Here is a 16,480-nt window from a genome sequence, read left to right as displayed (position 1 = left end):
ATATTTAATTTTGTTCTATATTTTTGTAGAACAAACAATAATTTGTTGTTTTAATGAAACGAACTATTTTACATCTAGATTTAGATACTTTTTTTGTGTCTTGTGAACGTCTTTTAGATAGTAAGCTTAATAACAAACCTGTTATTGTTGGAGGTACAGGAGATAGAGGAGTGGTAAGTGCGGCAAGTTATGAAACTAGAGCATATGGCGTACATTCTGGTATGCCTGCAAAAATGGCAAGACAACTATGTCCGCATGCTATTTTTATTAAAGGTAACGCGGGTACCTATACTAAATATTCCAAATTAGTTACTGAGATTTTACAAAGCGATGTACCTGTATTGGAAAAGGCAAGTGTAGATGAATTTTATGCAGATCTCTCTGGAATGGATAAGTTTTTTGGTTGTTATAAGTACGCTACAGAACTACGGCAAAGAGTTATTAGAGAATCGGGGCTACCCATATCTTTTGGGCTTTCAGAAAACAAAACAGTATCTAAAGTAGCAACTAATGAAGCAAAACCTAATAATCAATTAAAAATTGAAACAGGTACTGAAAAACAGTTTTTAGCGCCACTTTCTATTAAAAAAATACCTATGGTAGGCGAAAAAACCTTTAGAGCATTTTGCAATATGGGAATTAAAACTGTACATACGGTACAGCAGATGCCTGTAGAAATGATGACTTCTGTTTTTGGTAAAAACGGTAGGGTAATTTGGCAACGATCTAATGGTATAGATAATACACCTATTGTAGAATATCATGAAAGAAAATCTATTTCTAGTGAACGTACCTATGGGCGTGATACTATAGATGTTACCAAAATAAAAACTACACTGGCGGCCATGGCAGAAGATTTGGCATTTCAGTTACGAAGAGGAGGTAAGTTGGCATCTGTAGTTACTGTAAAGATTAGATATTCAGATTTTCAAACCTATTCAAAACAAATAAAAATACCTTATACATCTGCAGATCATCATTTAATTCCAACAGTACAAGAGCTATTTAATAAGCTGTATGATAGGCGTGTGCTTATAAGGTTGGTAGGTGTTAGGTTTAGTGGTATTACTTCAGGTACCTATCAAATTAATTTATTTGATGATGAAAAACGTACAGTGAGCCTGTATAGTGCTATGGATAAAATTCGTCTTAGGTATGGTTCAAGAAGTGTGGTTAGAGCATCGGCACTTGGAGAAGGCGCAAGATCTGTTGGTAATTTTACCAATCCGTTTAATGGAGAACCTCCAATAGTTTTAGCACATCGAACACAGTGATTTATGTTTTTAAACAACCATTCATATTATAGTTTACGCTATGGTACCATGGCAGAACAAGAACTTTTAGCATTGGCAAAAGACAATGGTTGTAACATACTACCGCTTACAGATATTAATAATACTTCAGGTTGTTTAAATTTTATTAGGCGCGCCCCAGAATATGATATAAAACCTATTGTTGGTATAGATTTTAGAAACAACAATAAACAGTGCTACGTGTGTTTGGCTATTAATAATGAAGGGTTTTTAGAACTCAATAATTTTTTATCAAGACATTTACACGCTGAATTACCTTTTCCTGATGAAGCACCACAATTTCAGTATACCATTACCATTTATCCTTTTAAAAGACTAAAAGCACTAAATAAAACTACATTTTTAGAAAGTGAATATATTGGAGTGGGATTAGATGACATCAATCAACTAAAGTTTTCAAAGTTAAATACTCTTAAAGACAAGTTGGTGTTCTTGCATACGGTAAGTTTTAGACACCAAAAAGACTTCAATATCCATAGGCTATTAAGAGCTATTGATACTAATGTACTTTTAAGTAAATTACCCAAAGAGCAGCAAGGAAATTTAAGTGATAAAATGATAGCCCTTTCGGAGGTAGAATTAGAGCTTGCAGAAGTGCCACATATTTTAAAAAACACCCAGAAGGTATTAGAATGTTGTACTATTCAGTTTGATTTTTCTAGTACAAGAAAAAATCAAAACCTATCTAAGCTTTATGATAGTAAAGAGCAAGATTTTGAAGCTTTAAAATCGCTTTGTAATAAAGGCTTGCCTAAGCGTTACGATGATGTTTCAGAAACTATAAAAAGACGACTAGATAAAGAGTTAAACCTCATAAAAAAGCAAGACTACGTAAGTTTCTTTTTAATTAATTGGAAAATTATCCAGTATGCAAAATCAAAAGGCTATTATTACGTAGGAAGAGGCAGTGGAGCAAACAGTATTGTAGCATATTTATTAGAAATTACCGATGTAGATCCTATAGAGTTAGATCTCTATTTTGAGCGTTTTATGAATCTCTATAGAACTACGCCACCAGATTTTGATATAGATTTTTCAACATGGGATAGAGAAGATATTACCCATTTTATTTTTGAAACATTTGGAGCTAATGGACAAGCAGCTCTTTTAGGCGCTTATGTTACATTTAAACACAGTGGCGCTGTGCGCGAATTAGGTAAAGTATTCGGGTTGCCCAAGTATGAAATTGACAAATTAAGTTCGGGAAAATTTAACTATAATCAATTAGATGAATTGTCTAGATTAGTATTACGCTATGCAAAGTATTTAGATGGACGCCCAAATTATATAAGTATTCATGCCGCAGGAATACTAATTTCTGAAAAACCTATTCATTATTTTTCTGCTACGAATATGCCACCCAAAGGGTTTCCAACAGTACAGTTCGATATGCATATAGCTGAAGATGTTGGGCTGTATAAGTTTGATATTTTGGGACAACGTGGTTTAGGGAAAATTAAAGATGCTATTGCTATAATTAAAGAAAATAAACCCGAAGTAACCTTGCCTAATATACATAATGCAAAACCTTTTTTTGTAGATGAACGCATTAATGCTATGATAGAACAAGCTGAATGTATTGGGTGCTTTTACGTAGAATCCCCAGCAATGCGTATGTTACTAAAAAAAATAGGTGTTAACGATTATCTTACTTTGGTGGCAGCTAGTTCTATTATTAGACCAGGAGTAGCTAAAAGTGGAATGATGCGAGAGTATATTTTACGCCATAAAAATCCTGAGCGTAGAAAGTTGGCACACCCTGTTTTATGGGATATTATGCCAGATACTTATGGTGTTATGGTATATCAAGAAGATGTAATTAAGGTGGCACATCATTATGCAGGTTTAGATTTAGGAGAAGCAGATGTTTTAAGACGTGGTATGAGTGGTAAATACCGTTCTAGAGAGGAGTTCTTAGCTGTTAAAGAAAAGTTTATTTCTAACTGTAGAAAACGGGGAGAAGAGGATGCCGTGATTTTTGAGGTATGGCGACAAATTGAAAGTTTTGCAGGATATGCTTTTGCTAAAGGGCATTCTGCATCTTATGCGGTAGAATCTTATCAGAGTTTGTTTTTAAAATGTTATCACCCTTTAGAATATATGGTTGCCACAGTAAATAACGGTGGCGGTTTTTATAGAACCGAATTATATTTACACGAAGCCAAAAAATTAGGAGGTGTTTTACATGCACCATGTGTAAATAAAAGTAATATTGAAACCATTATTAGAGGTGTTGATATTTATTTGGGATTTCAGCATTTACAAGGGTTTGAAAAACGTAATATGTTAGCCCTATTACAAGCAAGGGTATATGGGAAGTTTACCTCTTTAAATAATTTTATGGAACGGGTTCCTATGTCTATTGAGCAGTTAGATATTTTAATTAGGGTTGATGCCTTTAGAAGTTTAAAAAAAGATAAACGGACATTATTATGGGAGGCATACTATAAGTGTAATCATATAGTTGTTGATGAGTTACAACCACAATTATTTACATTAGGAACTAAGGAGTTTACTTTGCCTGAATTTACAATTACTAATTTAGAAACAGCTTTTGATGAGTTAGAACTCTTAAACTTTACATTGCATAACGTGTTTTTGTTATTAGAAAAATCACCCACAAATAAGCTTATAACGAGAGATCTAAAATATTACAAAAACAAGATAATTACTATTTACGGGTATTTAATAACCGCTAAAAACACCAGAACGCATAAAGGGGATCGTATGCATTTTGGTACATTTTTAGATCAGGAAGGGCAGTGGTTAGATACGGTACATTTTCCACCAGTAGCAAAACGTTACCCTTTTAGAGGAAAAGGCATTTACCGAATTACTGGTAAGGTAGTTGAGGAGTTTAATTTTTTAAGTGTTGAAGTTATAAAACAAGAACGCATGCCTTATGTGTCAGATCCAAGATTTGATATGACCTATAATAGAAAGGAAACACCCCAGATGACCTAAACCTAGGAATTCATTCTTCCAATAGCACAGCTTACAAAAGATTTAGCTTTTGTAGTTAGTGCATTTTTATCACCAACTTCCGGATATCCAAGTTTAACCAGTAGAAGTTTTACTGCATTCAGTGTTGCTTCCTTTTCATAAGAAAATGATACTGAGTTATCGTCATTGTCCACCATTACATCACTAACAAATGCTAATTCAGATAATTTGGTGGTGATTGTATTTGCGCAACCACCACATTTTAAATTCTGTATTTCTAATCTTGCGTTCATTTTTTTAGTTTACAAGAGTTAATACCAAAGATTTTATAAAGCGGACAAAAATTAATCAAGCTTGTTACTAAGAATATAATCGCAACAGCCATTAGTACATAAGCCAAAGTGCCTTCAATTATATTAAAGTAATAAAGTAATGCCACCGCTATAGCTATTAATACTCTAACAGCTTTATCTGTGTTTCCCATGTTTCTTTTCATATCAATAAACTTTAATTAATTATAATGTTGAGGGACAGACAAAATCTGTCTTTGGCAAATCGGTCTTCTTAAGAGCCTCATAGCCACCAGCAATATCAATCACATCAAATCCTCTCGCTTTTAAAATGGAAGTAGCTATTACCGATCTGTATCCGCCAGCACAATGCACATAGTAAGTTTGTTTAGCATTTATAGAATTCATATTATCGTTTATATAATCTAAAGCAAAATGATGTACATTATCGCCTTCTAAATGTTCAGATTTATATTCGCCATCTTTTCGGACATCCAGAATTTCAATTTTGCTACTTTTATTTCTATTGGCTAATTCTTGGGCAGAAATAGAGCTAATGGTTTCAATATCTTTTCCAGCTTCCTTCCAAGCTTCAATACCTCCTTTTAAATAGCCTAAAGTGTTATCATAACCAACTCTAGATAACCTAGTAACAGTTTCTTGTTCTTTGCCTTCTGGAGTAACTAAAAGAATTGGTTGCTGTAAATCTGTAATTAAGGCGCCTACCCAAGGAGCAAAGCCACCGTGAATGCCTATAAAAATAGAATTAGGAATATGTGCCCTAACAAATTCTTGTTCTGTTCTTACATCTAGAACCAACGCACCTTCATGATTGGCAATGTTTTCAAATTCATTAGCTTCAAGCGCCACATCACCTTTTTTTAGAACTGAATCAAAATCGGTATAACCAGATTTATTCATTAGAGCATTTTTTGCAAAATACTGTGGTGGCGGTAAAATTCCATCAAGCACCTCTTTAACAAACTCATCTTTGGTCATATCTGCTCTCAGAGCATAATTTGTTTGTTTTTGCTCTCCTAAAACTCCAACAGTTGCTTTACTTAAATTTTTACCACAGGCAGAACCAGCGCCATGTGCTGGATATACAATAACATCATCTGCTAGAGGCATTATTTTATTTCTTAAAGAATCATACAACATACTTGCTAAATCTTCTTCAGTTAAATCAGATTTAACGGCCAAATCAGGTCTCCCAACATCACCTAAAAATAAAGTGTCACCAGAAAAAATAGCATGATCTTTTCCATTTTCATCAATTAAAAGAAAAGTAGCCGACTCTAGTGTATGTCCAGGTGTGTGAAGTACTTTAATAATAACATCTCCCAGCTTAAATTCCTCGTTGTCTTTCGCCACGTAAGCATCATATTCCGTTTCAGCACTAGGTCCGAAAACAATGGTGGCTCCAGTTTTTTTTGCTAAATCAACATGGCCAGAAACAAAATCAGCATGAAAATGTGTTTCAAATATATATTTTATAGTAGCTTTTTCATTAGTAGCTTTATCTACATATTGTTGTGTTTCACGTAAAGGATCAATAATGGCAACTTCTCCTTTAGATTCTATATAATAAGCTCCTTGAGCTAAGCATCCTGTATATATTTGTTCTATTTTCATCTGTTTAATTTCTTTTTAGTTGTTCAAATTTACCAAAGTACCTAAAGGTAGTTTGTGACATTAGTCACATAACTATTTAAGGTTGGTTTCCCTGTAAACTATGTATATAGCCATAATTAATGTAAATACACCAAAGCTCTTTTTTAACTTTTTACTGCTTATGAATTTTGAGAGATATACACCTATTAATATACCTATTATGGAAGTTATCGTAAATGCTATTAGAAATGCCCAATCAATTTCTAAAGTTTGTACATCTCCAATGAAACCAATTAATGAATTAATAGTAACTATGATTAAAGATGTTCCTACAGCTCTTTTCATTGGTATATTAGCCCAAAGCACCAATGCTGGAACATAAAGAAAACCACCACCGGCACCAATTAAACCAGTAATTGTTCCAATGATTAGTCCCTGTATAAAGGTTTTATAATAAGCTTGATTTTCCTTAGATACATTTATCTCTTTTTTATTCTTTATCATTGATATTGAAGAGATTAACATAATGATTGAAAAGAATATCATTATGCCCATTTCTTTGGTTAGAATGTAATCTCCAAAAGAAAAAATTGTATTGGGAATGTTAGGGACCAAATAACGTCTTGATAAATAAACTGCTACAAACGATGGAAATGAAAATGCCAATCCTGTTTTAACGTCTACCAATCCTTTTTTGTACTTCTGAATTGTGCCTACTAAAGAAGTAGAGCCTACAACAAAAAGGGAATATGCAGTTGCAATAATTGGATTAAAACCTAAAAGATATACTAATAAGGGAACTGTTAGAATAGAACCACCACCACCAATGAGTCCAAGTACCAGGCCAACAATTAGTGCTCCTAGGTAACCTAAAATTTGGATGTTATCCATTGTTAATGAGGTAACTTATTTTTTAAAACACCGTAAATAAATGTACCCAATAAAGCTGCGGCTATAACAATGAGCATACTATATACACCTGTTCCTAAAAGAATATACATAGGGCCAGGGCAAGCTCCAATTAATGCCCAACCTAAACCAAAAATAATACCACCAATTATGTACCTAGTTATGCCTCTGTCTTTTTTGGGAACTTGGATAATGTCACCCTTTATGTTCTTAATCCACCCTTTCTTTGCTATTTGTAAAAACAAAACACCAGAGGCAATTGCGGTACCTATAATACCATACATATGAAAGGATTGAAATCTAAACATTTCATAAATTCTAAACCATGAAACAGCTTCGGATTTCACAAGTATGATTCCGAAAAGTATACCAACACATAAAAACTTTAGAAATTTCATAATTTAAAAGATTAAAGGGAGAATAAAATTTGTCATAACGAGACCACCAATAAAAAAGCCAATAACAGCAATTAATGAAGGCCTTTGTAAACTACTTAAACCTGTAATTGCATGACCAGAAGTACAACCACCAGCGTAGCGGGTACCAAACCCAACTAATAAACCTCCAATAATTAGAATTAGAAGTCCTGGAACAGAACTTAGAGCTTCAAGATTATACAGTTCTGATGGTACCAATGTAGCACCAGGAGTTTCAAACCCCATAGCCTGGAGTTCGTTAATTGTTTTAGAATTTAGATCTGTTGGGGTTTCGTTTGATAAAAAGTTAACAGCAATAAACCCACCAACAATGGCTCCTAACACTACTGTTAAATTCCATTTTTGAGCTTTCCAGTCGAATTTGAAAAAATCCGAAAATTTATCTGCTCCAAAAGCAGAACACATGGTTCTTAAATTTGAAGACATGCCAAACGTTTTACCAAAATATAGTAATAAGGCCATGATAAGAGCTATTAAAGGTCCCGAAACATACCAAGGCCATGGGTTTAATATAGTTTCCATAATTCTTAATTTATGAGCAAAACTAAGACGTACGAAAGAAGAAAGATGTAACCTAGGTTACTTAAGTTTTTAATACATCTATTTTATTTCTACCCAGAATTATTTTGCCCTCTTTTTCAAGTTGTTTTAAAAGTCTAGAAATAACCACTCTCGATGTATGCAAATCTTCAGCTATTTCTTGGTGTTTTATAGCTATAGTACTGGTATCGTTCATAATGGTTTTGTTGATTAAATACTTTAATAAACGTTCATCCATTTTTAGAAATGCAATACTATCTATGGCTTCAAGCATTTCATCGAACCTAGTTTGGTAGCTTTCAAGAATAAAATTTCGCCAGCTTTCATTGCTATGGAACCATTCTTGCATTTTTTGAACAGGTACCATCATTAATGTAGAGTCTTGTTCTGCAACGGCTCTAATTTTGCTTTTAGAAGCTCCCATACAACAGGTTAAAGACATAGTACAAGTTTCTCCTGCTTCAAGAAAATATATAAGCAAATCGTTACCCTCATCATCTTCTCGCATAATTTTTATATTACCACTTAAAAGTAAGGGGATGTATTGAATGGGTTGGTTAATATCTATAATAATATCGTCCTTTAGGAAGGATTTAACCATACCAACATTTAGAATTTCTGCTATTAGCGTATTATCTAATGTGTGACCGAATTTTTGTTGAACAATTTGATTTGCCATATTTCAAAAATACGGATTTATAAAATTGAAATAAATTGTTTGGTAAAGTTTTAATAAATAGTATATTTGCACCCACTAAAAAGGCCGCGTGGCGCAACTGAATAGCGCACTTGATTACGGCTCAAGAGGTTGCAGGTTTGAATCCTGCCGCGGTCACAAAAAAAAGCAAGCTATTTAGCTTGCTTTTTTCTTTTTTAACAATTTTATAGTTCTTGATTTACGTTTTTTAAGGGTTTAAAATAAGTTGTGAATTCCCATTTATTTTAAGAACATACACACCTGAAGCAAGACTATTTGGTAATCTTATCTGAGTGGCTCCTGTAGTTTCATTAAATTGTTTTGAAAGTATAGTAAATAAACTTCCTTTTAAATCAACTACTTGAAACTCGTCATTAGCTGTGGTATTGGTGATTGTAACAACAAAATCTTCATTTAGAGGATTTGGGAATACTTTATAACTTGCAGTAGTTGGCGTATTAGTTTGTTTACCACTAAAATATTCAACACCAAATGCATAAGCATCTTTACCCACCGTTTCACCTATTAATCTTCCTGGAATATCATCTGCAGGCGGATGAATTCCACCCCAAATTCTTGATAAGCTGCATTGATCTGAAGCATCTCTATACGTAGCCCATTGTAGTTTTACATCTACACTAGGGCCTTCTTCAAATACTAAGAATTCATTCTTTTTTGCAATAAACTCACCCATCCCTCCTGGAAAGAATGCATCTCCCGTCATTAAGGTCATTAATTCTGCTGCCGCTCTAGAGTATGTTGAGTGTCCAGATACGTAACCCGCAAAAGGAGGGGTAACAAAACTAGGACGTTGGTACGGCCACCAATTTTCGGCTAAAATCCATCCAACACCAGCCATATCATGGCTTGGGTTGCCAATATAATCGTGACCACGCCATGTAAATACTTTTATTTTACCTACATGTTCATTCATATCTCCTGCTAGAGGATCACCTTCTTCAACCATTTCAATATAGCCATCTTTTAAAGGGATACCTGCAACGTTATAATTAGGCAGTGTATTATCGGTACTTTGTCCAAGTTCTGCCATATAGCGAATGGCGGAAATTGGCCTAATATAATCATACCAGCCTTTTACACCCCAAGCAGAAATAGCCGCATCATGCATGGTTCCACCCATTAAGAAATAGGTCTTTACATCCCATTCAAGAGGTGAAAGTGTTTCGCCTTCACCATTTAACTTTTTAACTAAACTAGGATGGTCACTTACATAGTTTAATAAAGTAAACCAATGCCCTGGTGGTGTTTCGGAGTCTGGACCATCAGCCCAAAACTCAGCCAAAACTCTTGCATAATCTCCTCTTGGAACTAGTTGTTCGTTATACGGAGCATTTGTATGTGGATTTAGAGAATGACCATTACCTGGATCGCCACCTTCAAACTCATTATAAAAGCTTGGATAATCTGAAAATGATTGTGGAAAGTCATTAATATCTAAATTCCCTATGGATTTTGGTGAAATATCCCAAAGTACACCGTCGGCAGGATCTAAATGTGCTCCCCAAATGGAAACAAGTGCAAATCCCCATTTGTAGGATTCACTTCCTGAATCCTCTGTATTTAAATTTAAATAGGGTGGAGCAGAAGGGTCGTGATATACTTGATACTGATTGCCTTCTCGAGAAAAAATGCTTTTGTCTTCATCTTTTAAAGAAAACGGAGAAACTGCACCCCATTCAGGGCTCAGGAAATCTGGTGTGTTTCCAGCAATTAAGTTTCCACTTTGATCAATAAACTGATAAAGGGTAAGTTGCTGCCATTTGTTAGGGTCTAATAGGTCTTCATTTCCAGGTAATGCGGGAACCAGAGGTGTATTAGATACGGTATAAAATTCGTTTTCATATCTGTTCAACTCGTTTGAACCATCTGAAAACCCATAGTTAATTATAGATTGACCTATGTAATTACCAAGAGCGGCAGCATTACCTGAGCTGTAATCTGTATTTGTATAATTGGTTTCATAACCTAGATCACGCATAATAATGTCGAATTTTTCTTGAGTTTCTTGAGCACCAGGAGAAGTACTGAATCTATGAGAAAGAACTCTGTAAGCAGCATAACTCATTGCTTTAGTCCTTGCTTGTTCCATGGATTCATTAGTAGCAAAACCATTAAAAGTTGTATTTGTACCATGAACTTCATTTCCTAAAATATAGGGTTTGGCATCGTCATCAAAAACTGCCCAAGCATCATACAAAGCAATGCTGGTATGAAATAGGTTTCTGGCATGTACCGTAGGCCGAGCATAATCATTTCTTATGGCATGCAGCAGGGCTTCATTCCATATTCTAGCCACAGATCGGTTAGCAGATATTTCAGCAATGGTGAGATTAACTTCTAAAGTAATTTTTTCAGTTCCGCAGTTTTCTCCAGTTTCAATAACCGAAATTTCACCAGTATCTTCTAGGTGCCACAATACGGTGATTGATTCGGTATTTTGTCCGCTTACAATTTCACCTCCTGAGATATCCCATACTAAGGAAGAAGTTATAGCTTTATTATACGTGTAGGTTTCCGTGCTAAAATAACCCGAAGTATCTGCTCCATTTATTTGAGATGCTTGCATGTAGGTACAGGAACCATCATCTTCAACCGCTTCAGGGTTGTAATTACATGATGCCGGATCTGTACATCCTCGTACCTTTTCGGATTGAGACATATCTAAGACTTGGTAACCATCACCTTCTCTTGCCAGTATTGTAGAATCAATTGGAAGGTCGTTATAAGTTTCTGTTATGCCCGATGGCCATTTAATAGTTATTTCTGAAATGGTCGTAGCATTAGATAAACCAAAATGAAGTGGTTGTATGCTTTGTGAAAGAAAACCAACCCCTGTAAAATACCTATGTAAATTCCCATTATCTGTAGTTATAGAGACACTTGCTCCAATGGCATTTCTATTTGAGGTTGTACCTTCTAAAATAACTTTAAACCAATGCGGATTTTGGGTTGAATTGGCATTTATTGTGGTGTTTTGATAAAAAAACGAAGCTTGATCACTATTTGAAACAAATAGATCCAGATCTCCATCATTGTCAAAATCAAATGGTGTTGCTCCCACACTCATTGTTAAGGCGCCTAGACCAACATCTCCTGTTTTTTCAGTGAAGTTATAGTCTGGGGCACCTGTGTTTTCAAAATATATATTAGCCTCTCCTTCAGGGAACGATTGTTTAAAACCATTAACTACAAACAAGTCTTCATCTCCATCTAAATCGAAGTCTGCAAACGGACAGTCCCAACTCCAACCAGTACTTCGGACTCCTTTGTCATCGGCTTGCTCAGTAAACGAATTGTCTCCGTTATTAGTAAACAAAAGGTTGGTGTTAATGTCTGTAACAAACAAATCGAAATGGCCATCATTATTATAGTCACCAATACTTAAACCCATGAAATTGGCAAGCTGGGTTATACCATAATCTGCTGCTTTGTCTTCAAAGATGCTTCCAAAATTATTGATATATAAATTATTAGGAACATAAAAGTCGTTAGATACAAAGAAGTCCATCCAGCCGTCATCATTAAAATCATAAGGAATACTCATGTAAGATTGGTCTAAATTATTTACACCATAAAATTCTGAGCGATCCGAAAAAGTGCCGTCTCCATTATTAACATAAAAGATGTTACCGTTACATTGCCCCCAAACAGAGATATATAGGTCTACAAAACCATCATTATTAAAATCGAACCAAGTAGCACCGGCATTATTACACTCATTACGTTTTTCTATCCCGGCTTGTGTTGTGGTTTCTGTAAAAGTGCCATCGCCGTTGTTTTGAAAGAGTTGTACTTTATATGCATGTGTAAAAAAGATGTCAGGATAGCCATCATTGTTATAATCTCCCCAAGAAACACCATATTTAAAACCATCTTGATAGCCATTATCAGAACTAGGTTCGGTATTAGGGAATAAACCTGTTAAGCCAGAGGCAGCTGTAACATCTGTAAAAGTACCATCATTATTGTTTCTAAATAGTTTGCTTTGTCCTTCTTGCGTTCCGTTTACGTCTTGTGCCTTAGCTACCACGAATAAATCCAAATCATAATCACCATCATAATCTGCCACAGCTATGCCGTTATTGTCTCCCAAATTAGAGAGATTGGCTATATGCTCAAACCTTTTGAAAGTTTGCGATTGAGCAATAAAACCAATAGAAAGGACAACAACGTAAAAAAGAAATTTTAGTTGTTTCATGTCTTTAGTTAAGTTTAGTTTTTCGGACAATAATATAAGACAAAAAAGCCTATTTGAAAACTCAAATAGGCTTTTAATTGTTGATAATGCCTTATAATTTAAGGTCTTATTTCTTCTTTTACTAGATAGAAATCATCGTAGTAAATAGTAGCAGTCGAATTCTTATCTCCATTATCCCAAATTGCTCTAAAGTAAATTTGAGAAATTGGTTGAGATTGCTTTATAATTATTGTTTTTTCATTCCATTGTCCAAGTGTCTCACCATTAAAGTTAGACCAACCTTGTTGCGCCCAATTTTGAATGAACCAGAAACCTGAAGTTGCACCATTTAATGTAGATGAAGCATCAATAAATCTTTTATATTTAAAAATATAATTAGCATCAGGATCAAGAATAATTGGTTGTGAGAAATCGCATCCAACTTCAACACGTCCTTGTCCAGGAGCAATTATGGTTTTAATACTTGTAGTTCCATTGGCTGCTTGTTCTTGACTACTTTCAACAGTTCCATCATTACTCCACCATGCTCTCCAACTGTCATCGCCCTGGAAGGCACCATCTTCTACATTAGCAAGAGCTGCTGGTAATAAATTTACATCATGCATTACAACTGGTTCGTCAGTAAACGACACAGGTGTACGCGTATCTGTTGATTCTATACCACTACCATCTAATAAACTTACCGTAATAACGTCTGGTCTGTAGATAGGATCTTCTAGCACAATATCAAGGAATGTTGCGTCATCTGCATTAACTGCAACTGATGATATTGGGAATACAACATCGTTTACTTTAACTTCAAAGAAAGCTTCCTTATTAAAGAAAGGTGTAAATTCACCATTAAAAGGTACTCTAATAGTCTCATCTTCTTGTTCAGCAATATTTCCTGTTAAAACAAATGGTTTTGAAGAAGGAATAACCTTAAAAGGTCTTTGTATGATAAGTCTATCACTATCACCAGGAATGTTTTGTCCTGTTCTAGATACGGTAACTCCACCTTGGTAAACACCTAACTTTTTAAATACAATATTAGCAACTTCTTGGTTACTAGAAGCAACAGTTTCTGGCTCAACACCATCAACTGGAGGAGTTCTTATAAACCAGAATCTGTTTGTTGGTTCTCCTATTGTAGTCTTGTCTGTAAATTCTAAATCATCACCAGCTTCAACATAAATAGTATCTGTTGTAGTTAGGTCTAATAAAGCTCCAGCTTGTCTAACTTCAATTTCAGGAACAATGGTGTCATAAACTTTAACTGTTAATGTAGTGTCTATTACCCATTTACCAGCAACGTTTTCTGCAGCTTGGATATATTCTCCACCTCTATCCCAGCTAAAACCTCTAAACTCAACATACTCATCAAAAATATTAAACAATCTAACTTTTTGTTGTCCAGATTGCTTGAAATAAACTGTGATCGTTTTTTCCTGTGAAGTAGTATCACCTGGATTAATGATACGTTGTTCATAAATTTCAGAAGAATCTCTAAATGTAAATGGTCCTTCTATAAAGAAGTTGCCTTCGTCAATTGTCCACTCATGGAAAGAATAGTTCTGTGATAAGTTTGCAAAAGTAATTTTGTCAAAAACGTTAATTTCTAATGCACCTTGACCCAAGCTGTGATAAAACCCAACGTCTGAAAAACTGTTTGGTTTGTCGTAATCGTCGTCCTGACACCCCCAGAAGGCCGTGATAAGAACAACTGCAATTAAATATATTTTTTTCATGTTCAATTTTTTTAGATTAAAAATTATATAAATCAGGATTGGCAATTACCTCTGTATTTGGTATTGGCCAATAAGCATGCTGTGATTCATTATATAGATCTGCAGCTTCCTGGAATTCAGCCCAATCTGGGTCTCCATCTCCAATAGCAACTTCATCACATAATGCTCCCCATTTCCATATTAAATTACCTTCTTCATTTTCCATTTGGAAAGAAGTACCTACATATTCTCTTTGAGACAATTCAATAAAACGTTGTTTTTTAACACCCCATCTTCTTAAATCAATATTTCTATCTCCTCCAGGCCCTTCACAAGACAATTCTAAAGGATATTCTTTATATCTAAGATGATCCATTAAATTACTTGCGTTGTAAGTAATGTTATCGTGATCATTAAATGGGAATTCTCCAGAACCAATAGGACCTAATAATTGAACTCCTGCTCTTCTTCTTACTTTGTTAATGTAAAGTAAGGCTTCATCAATGTTACCTAATTCAATTTGACATTCAGCATAGTTTAAATAAATCTCAGCTAAACGTAATAATCTTTCATTAACTCCAGAAATTGTTGTTCCATCAGTTCCTTCTACTTCTCTTTCTGATTCAGCTAAATCCCAATTAGTATGCTTTCTCCAAAAGCATGTCATTTTTACATTAAAAGGAGCTCCAAGCCCTGTTTTAGATGCTCCATAATAAGGAGTATCATCATCGTCAGCTATTGCCACAGAATATGATGTTCTTAAACTATATTTTCTAAAACCTTCACTTCCATCAGACAAAGTAACTCTGTTTCTTTCGTCAGAAAAATCTAAAGGATCATTTCTGTACTCTTGTATTAACCAGTTTGCCGCTACACCGCCAAACCATCCGCCAGATCCAGCAAGTAGTTGATTAATGTTAGCTGTAGACGCTGAAGATTTTCCATCAATTAAAGCTAAAGTGTAAATTATCTCAATAATAGACTCTTCATTTAACTCGTCATACGTTGTCATATTACTCATTGGATGCGGTGTTAACGAGTATCCATAGTTGTCAATTACACGTTTAAAATAATCTGAAGCCGTTGCAAAGTCTCCTTGGTATAAATATGACTGCCCTAAAAGCGCAACGGCTGAACCAGAAGTTACTCTCCCTAGGTCTCTTTCATCGTTACCATCTACCCATGTAACAGGTAAATTAGCTTCAGCATACATTAAATCTGCTCTGTAAAAATCTAACACTTCTTGCGAAGAACTTACTGTTTTATAATAACCGGTTGCAGAGGTTGGTACTTCATCCCAAATCACTACTGAACCACTATTAAAATGGTTATGTAAATTAAAATATGCAAAAGCTCTATGCCATCTAGCTTGCGCTAAAATCTGCGTGTTTTCTAATTCTGTATCTTCATTACCATGCGTTCCAGCTAATCTTTCTGCTGCAGCAATTACTTGATTTGCTCTAAATATAGTTGTATATAAATTAGACCATTTTTGAATTGGCGCTGTACTAGCTTCATTAAATGTTTGTTGGTAATAGATGTTAGTATTGTTTGGTCTTTGCCATCCATTTGACCAAGCGTAATCAGATCTTGCAAGTTCATCAACTAATCTATAACTGTTTCCGTTAGAAAATGCGTCATAAACAGCCGTTATACCATATCTTAGATCTTGTATATTGTTCCAGAACGTTGCCGGCGAAATGTTATTCGGATTATCTTGCTCAAGAAAATCGTCTTTACATCCTGTCATAGCTAAACAAAATGCTATGATTAGGACAATGTTAATTTTAAATAATTTTTTCATAATCATAT

12 protein-coding genes and 1 tRNA gene are annotated in these 16,480 nt (G+C 34.7%); 3 read left to right on the top strand and 10 right to left on the bottom strand.

Translation table 11 applies throughout. The features are described 5' to 3' along the window. Nucleotides 1–53: 53 nt before the first annotated feature. Nucleotides 54–1,274: a DNA polymerase IV gene (gene dinB, locus FUA24_RS01635; protein WP_148539764.1), complete on the top strand. Its 1,221-nt coding sequence runs from the start codon at nt 54–56 to the stop codon at nt 1,272–1,274. Between the two features lie 3 nt (nt 1,275–1,277). Continuing rightward, nucleotides 1,278–4,277, top strand: coding sequence for a DNA polymerase III subunit alpha (locus FUA24_RS01630; RefSeq protein WP_148539763.1), 3,000 nt, complete (start codon nt 1,278–1,280; stop codon nt 4,275–4,277). Between the two features lie 2 nt (nt 4,278–4,279). Here FUA24_RS01630 and FUA24_RS01625 read toward each other — a convergent pair whose 3' ends face one another. From FUA24_RS01625 to FUA24_RS01595, 7 genes are all read right to left on the bottom strand, one after another. Next, nucleotides 4,280–4,549, bottom strand: coding sequence for a heavy-metal-associated domain-containing protein (locus tag FUA24_RS01625; RefSeq protein WP_148539762.1), 270 nt, complete (start codon nt 4,547–4,549; stop codon nt 4,280–4,282). Then, nucleotides 4,546–4,752 carry a YgaP family membrane protein gene (locus FUA24_RS01620; RefSeq protein WP_148539761.1) on the bottom strand — a complete coding sequence of 69 codons (207 nt, stop codon included), beginning with the start codon at nt 4,750–4,752 and terminating at the stop codon, nt 4,546–4,548. The genes FUA24_RS01625 and FUA24_RS01620 overlap by 4 nt, the downstream gene beginning before the upstream one ends. A gap of 19 nt (nt 4,753–4,771) precedes the next feature. Then, nucleotides 4,772–6,181: an MBL fold metallo-hydrolase gene (locus FUA24_RS01615; protein ID WP_148539760.1), complete on the bottom strand. Its 1,410-nt coding sequence runs from the start codon at nt 6,179–6,181 to the stop codon at nt 4,772–4,774. Nucleotides 6,182–6,253: 72 nt separating this feature from the next. After that, nucleotides 6,254–7,051 carry a sulfite exporter TauE/SafE family protein gene (locus tag FUA24_RS01610; protein ID WP_148539759.1) on the bottom strand — a complete coding sequence of 266 codons (798 nt, stop codon included), beginning with the start codon at nt 7,049–7,051 and terminating at the stop codon, nt 6,254–6,256. Between the two features lie 2 nt (nt 7,052–7,053). Next, nucleotides 7,054–7,467 carry a DUF6691 family protein gene (locus FUA24_RS01605; RefSeq protein ID WP_148539758.1) on the bottom strand — a complete coding sequence of 138 codons (414 nt, stop codon included), beginning with the start codon at nt 7,465–7,467 and terminating at the stop codon, nt 7,054–7,056. A 3-nt stretch (nt 7,468–7,470) separates the two neighbouring features. Next, the gene (locus FUA24_RS01600) at nt 7,471–8,028 is read right to left on the bottom strand and encodes a YeeE/YedE family protein (protein WP_148539757.1); all 558 of its coding nucleotides are present in this window, start codon (nt 8,026–8,028) and stop codon (nt 7,471–7,473) included. Nucleotides 8,029–8,089: 61 nt separating this feature from the next. After that, nucleotides 8,090–8,725 (bottom strand): Crp/Fnr family transcriptional regulator, encoded by a 636-nt coding sequence (locus FUA24_RS01595; RefSeq protein WP_148539756.1) that lies wholly within the window; start codon nt 8,723–8,725, stop codon nt 8,090–8,092. A gap of 82 nt (nt 8,726–8,807) precedes the next feature. Between FUA24_RS01595 and FUA24_RS01590 the strand changes: the two genes are divergently transcribed. After that, nucleotides 8,808–8,881: transfer RNA gene (locus tag FUA24_RS01590), tRNA-Arg, on the top strand. Between the two features lie 70 nt (nt 8,882–8,951). On the opposite strand, the gene FUA24_RS01585 is transcribed toward FUA24_RS01590, so the two are convergent. The 3 genes from FUA24_RS01585 to FUA24_RS01575 form a co-directional block, all read right to left on the bottom strand. Next, complete coding sequence (locus tag FUA24_RS01585) at nt 8,952–12,962, bottom strand: FG-GAP-like repeat-containing protein (protein ID WP_148539755.1); 4,011 nt, start codon at nt 12,960–12,962, stop codon at nt 8,952–8,954. A 98-nt stretch (nt 12,963–13,060) separates the two neighbouring features. Then, on the bottom strand, nt 13,061–14,689 hold the full coding sequence (locus tag FUA24_RS01580; protein ID WP_148539754.1) for a hypothetical protein: 1,629 nt from the start codon (nt 14,687–14,689) through the stop codon (nt 13,061–13,063). A 16-nt stretch (nt 14,690–14,705) separates the two neighbouring features. Continuing rightward, complete coding sequence (locus tag FUA24_RS01575; protein ID WP_187388127.1) at nt 14,706–16,472, bottom strand: RagB/SusD family nutrient uptake outer membrane protein; 1,767 nt, start codon at nt 16,470–16,472, stop codon at nt 14,706–14,708. Between the last annotated feature and the right edge of the window lie 8 nt (nt 16,473–16,480).

The sequence above is a fragment of the Seonamhaeicola marinus genome (assembly GCF_008085455.1).
This window is presented reverse-complemented; position numbering and strand designations above follow the sequence as displayed.

Excerpts from the sequence above, each read along its gene's own strand:
- dinB (WP_148539764.1), top strand. The coding sequence starts at position 54 with ATGAAACGAACTATTTTACATCTAGATTTAGATACTTTTTTTGTGTCT.
- FUA24_RS01630 (WP_148539763.1), top strand. The coding sequence starts at position 1,278 with ATGTTTTTAAACAACCATTCATATTATAGTTTACGCTATGGTACCATG.
- FUA24_RS01625 (WP_148539762.1), bottom strand. The coding sequence starts at position 4,549 with ATGAACGCAAGATTAGAAATACAGAATTTAAAATGTGGTGGTTGCGCA.
- FUA24_RS01620 (WP_148539761.1), bottom strand. The coding sequence starts at position 4,752 with ATGAAAAGAAACATGGGAAACACAGATAAAGCTGTTAGAGTATTAATA.
- FUA24_RS01615 (WP_148539760.1), bottom strand. The coding sequence starts at position 6,181 with ATGAAAATAGAACAAATATATACAGGATGCTTAGCTCAAGGAGCTTAT.
- FUA24_RS01610 (WP_148539759.1), bottom strand. The coding sequence starts at position 7,051 with ATGGATAACATCCAAATTTTAGGTTACCTAGGAGCACTAATTGTTGGC.
- FUA24_RS01605 (WP_148539758.1), bottom strand. The coding sequence starts at position 7,467 with ATGAAATTTCTAAAGTTTTTATGTGTTGGTATACTTTTCGGAATCATA.
- FUA24_RS01600 (WP_148539757.1), bottom strand. The coding sequence starts at position 8,028 with ATGGAAACTATATTAAACCCATGGCCTTGGTATGTTTCGGGACCTTTA.
- FUA24_RS01595 (WP_148539756.1), bottom strand. The coding sequence starts at position 8,725 with ATGGCAAATCAAATTGTTCAACAAAAATTCGGTCACACATTAGATAAT.
- FUA24_RS01585 (WP_148539755.1), bottom strand. The coding sequence starts at position 12,962 with ATGAAACAACTAAAATTTCTTTTTTACGTTGTTGTCCTTTCTATTGGT.
- FUA24_RS01580 (WP_148539754.1), bottom strand. The coding sequence starts at position 14,689 with ATGAAAAAAATATATTTAATTGCAGTTGTTCTTATCACGGCCTTCTGG.
- FUA24_RS01575 (WP_187388127.1), bottom strand. The coding sequence starts at position 16,472 with ATGAAAAAATTATTTAAAATTAACATTGTCCTAATCATAGCATTTTGT.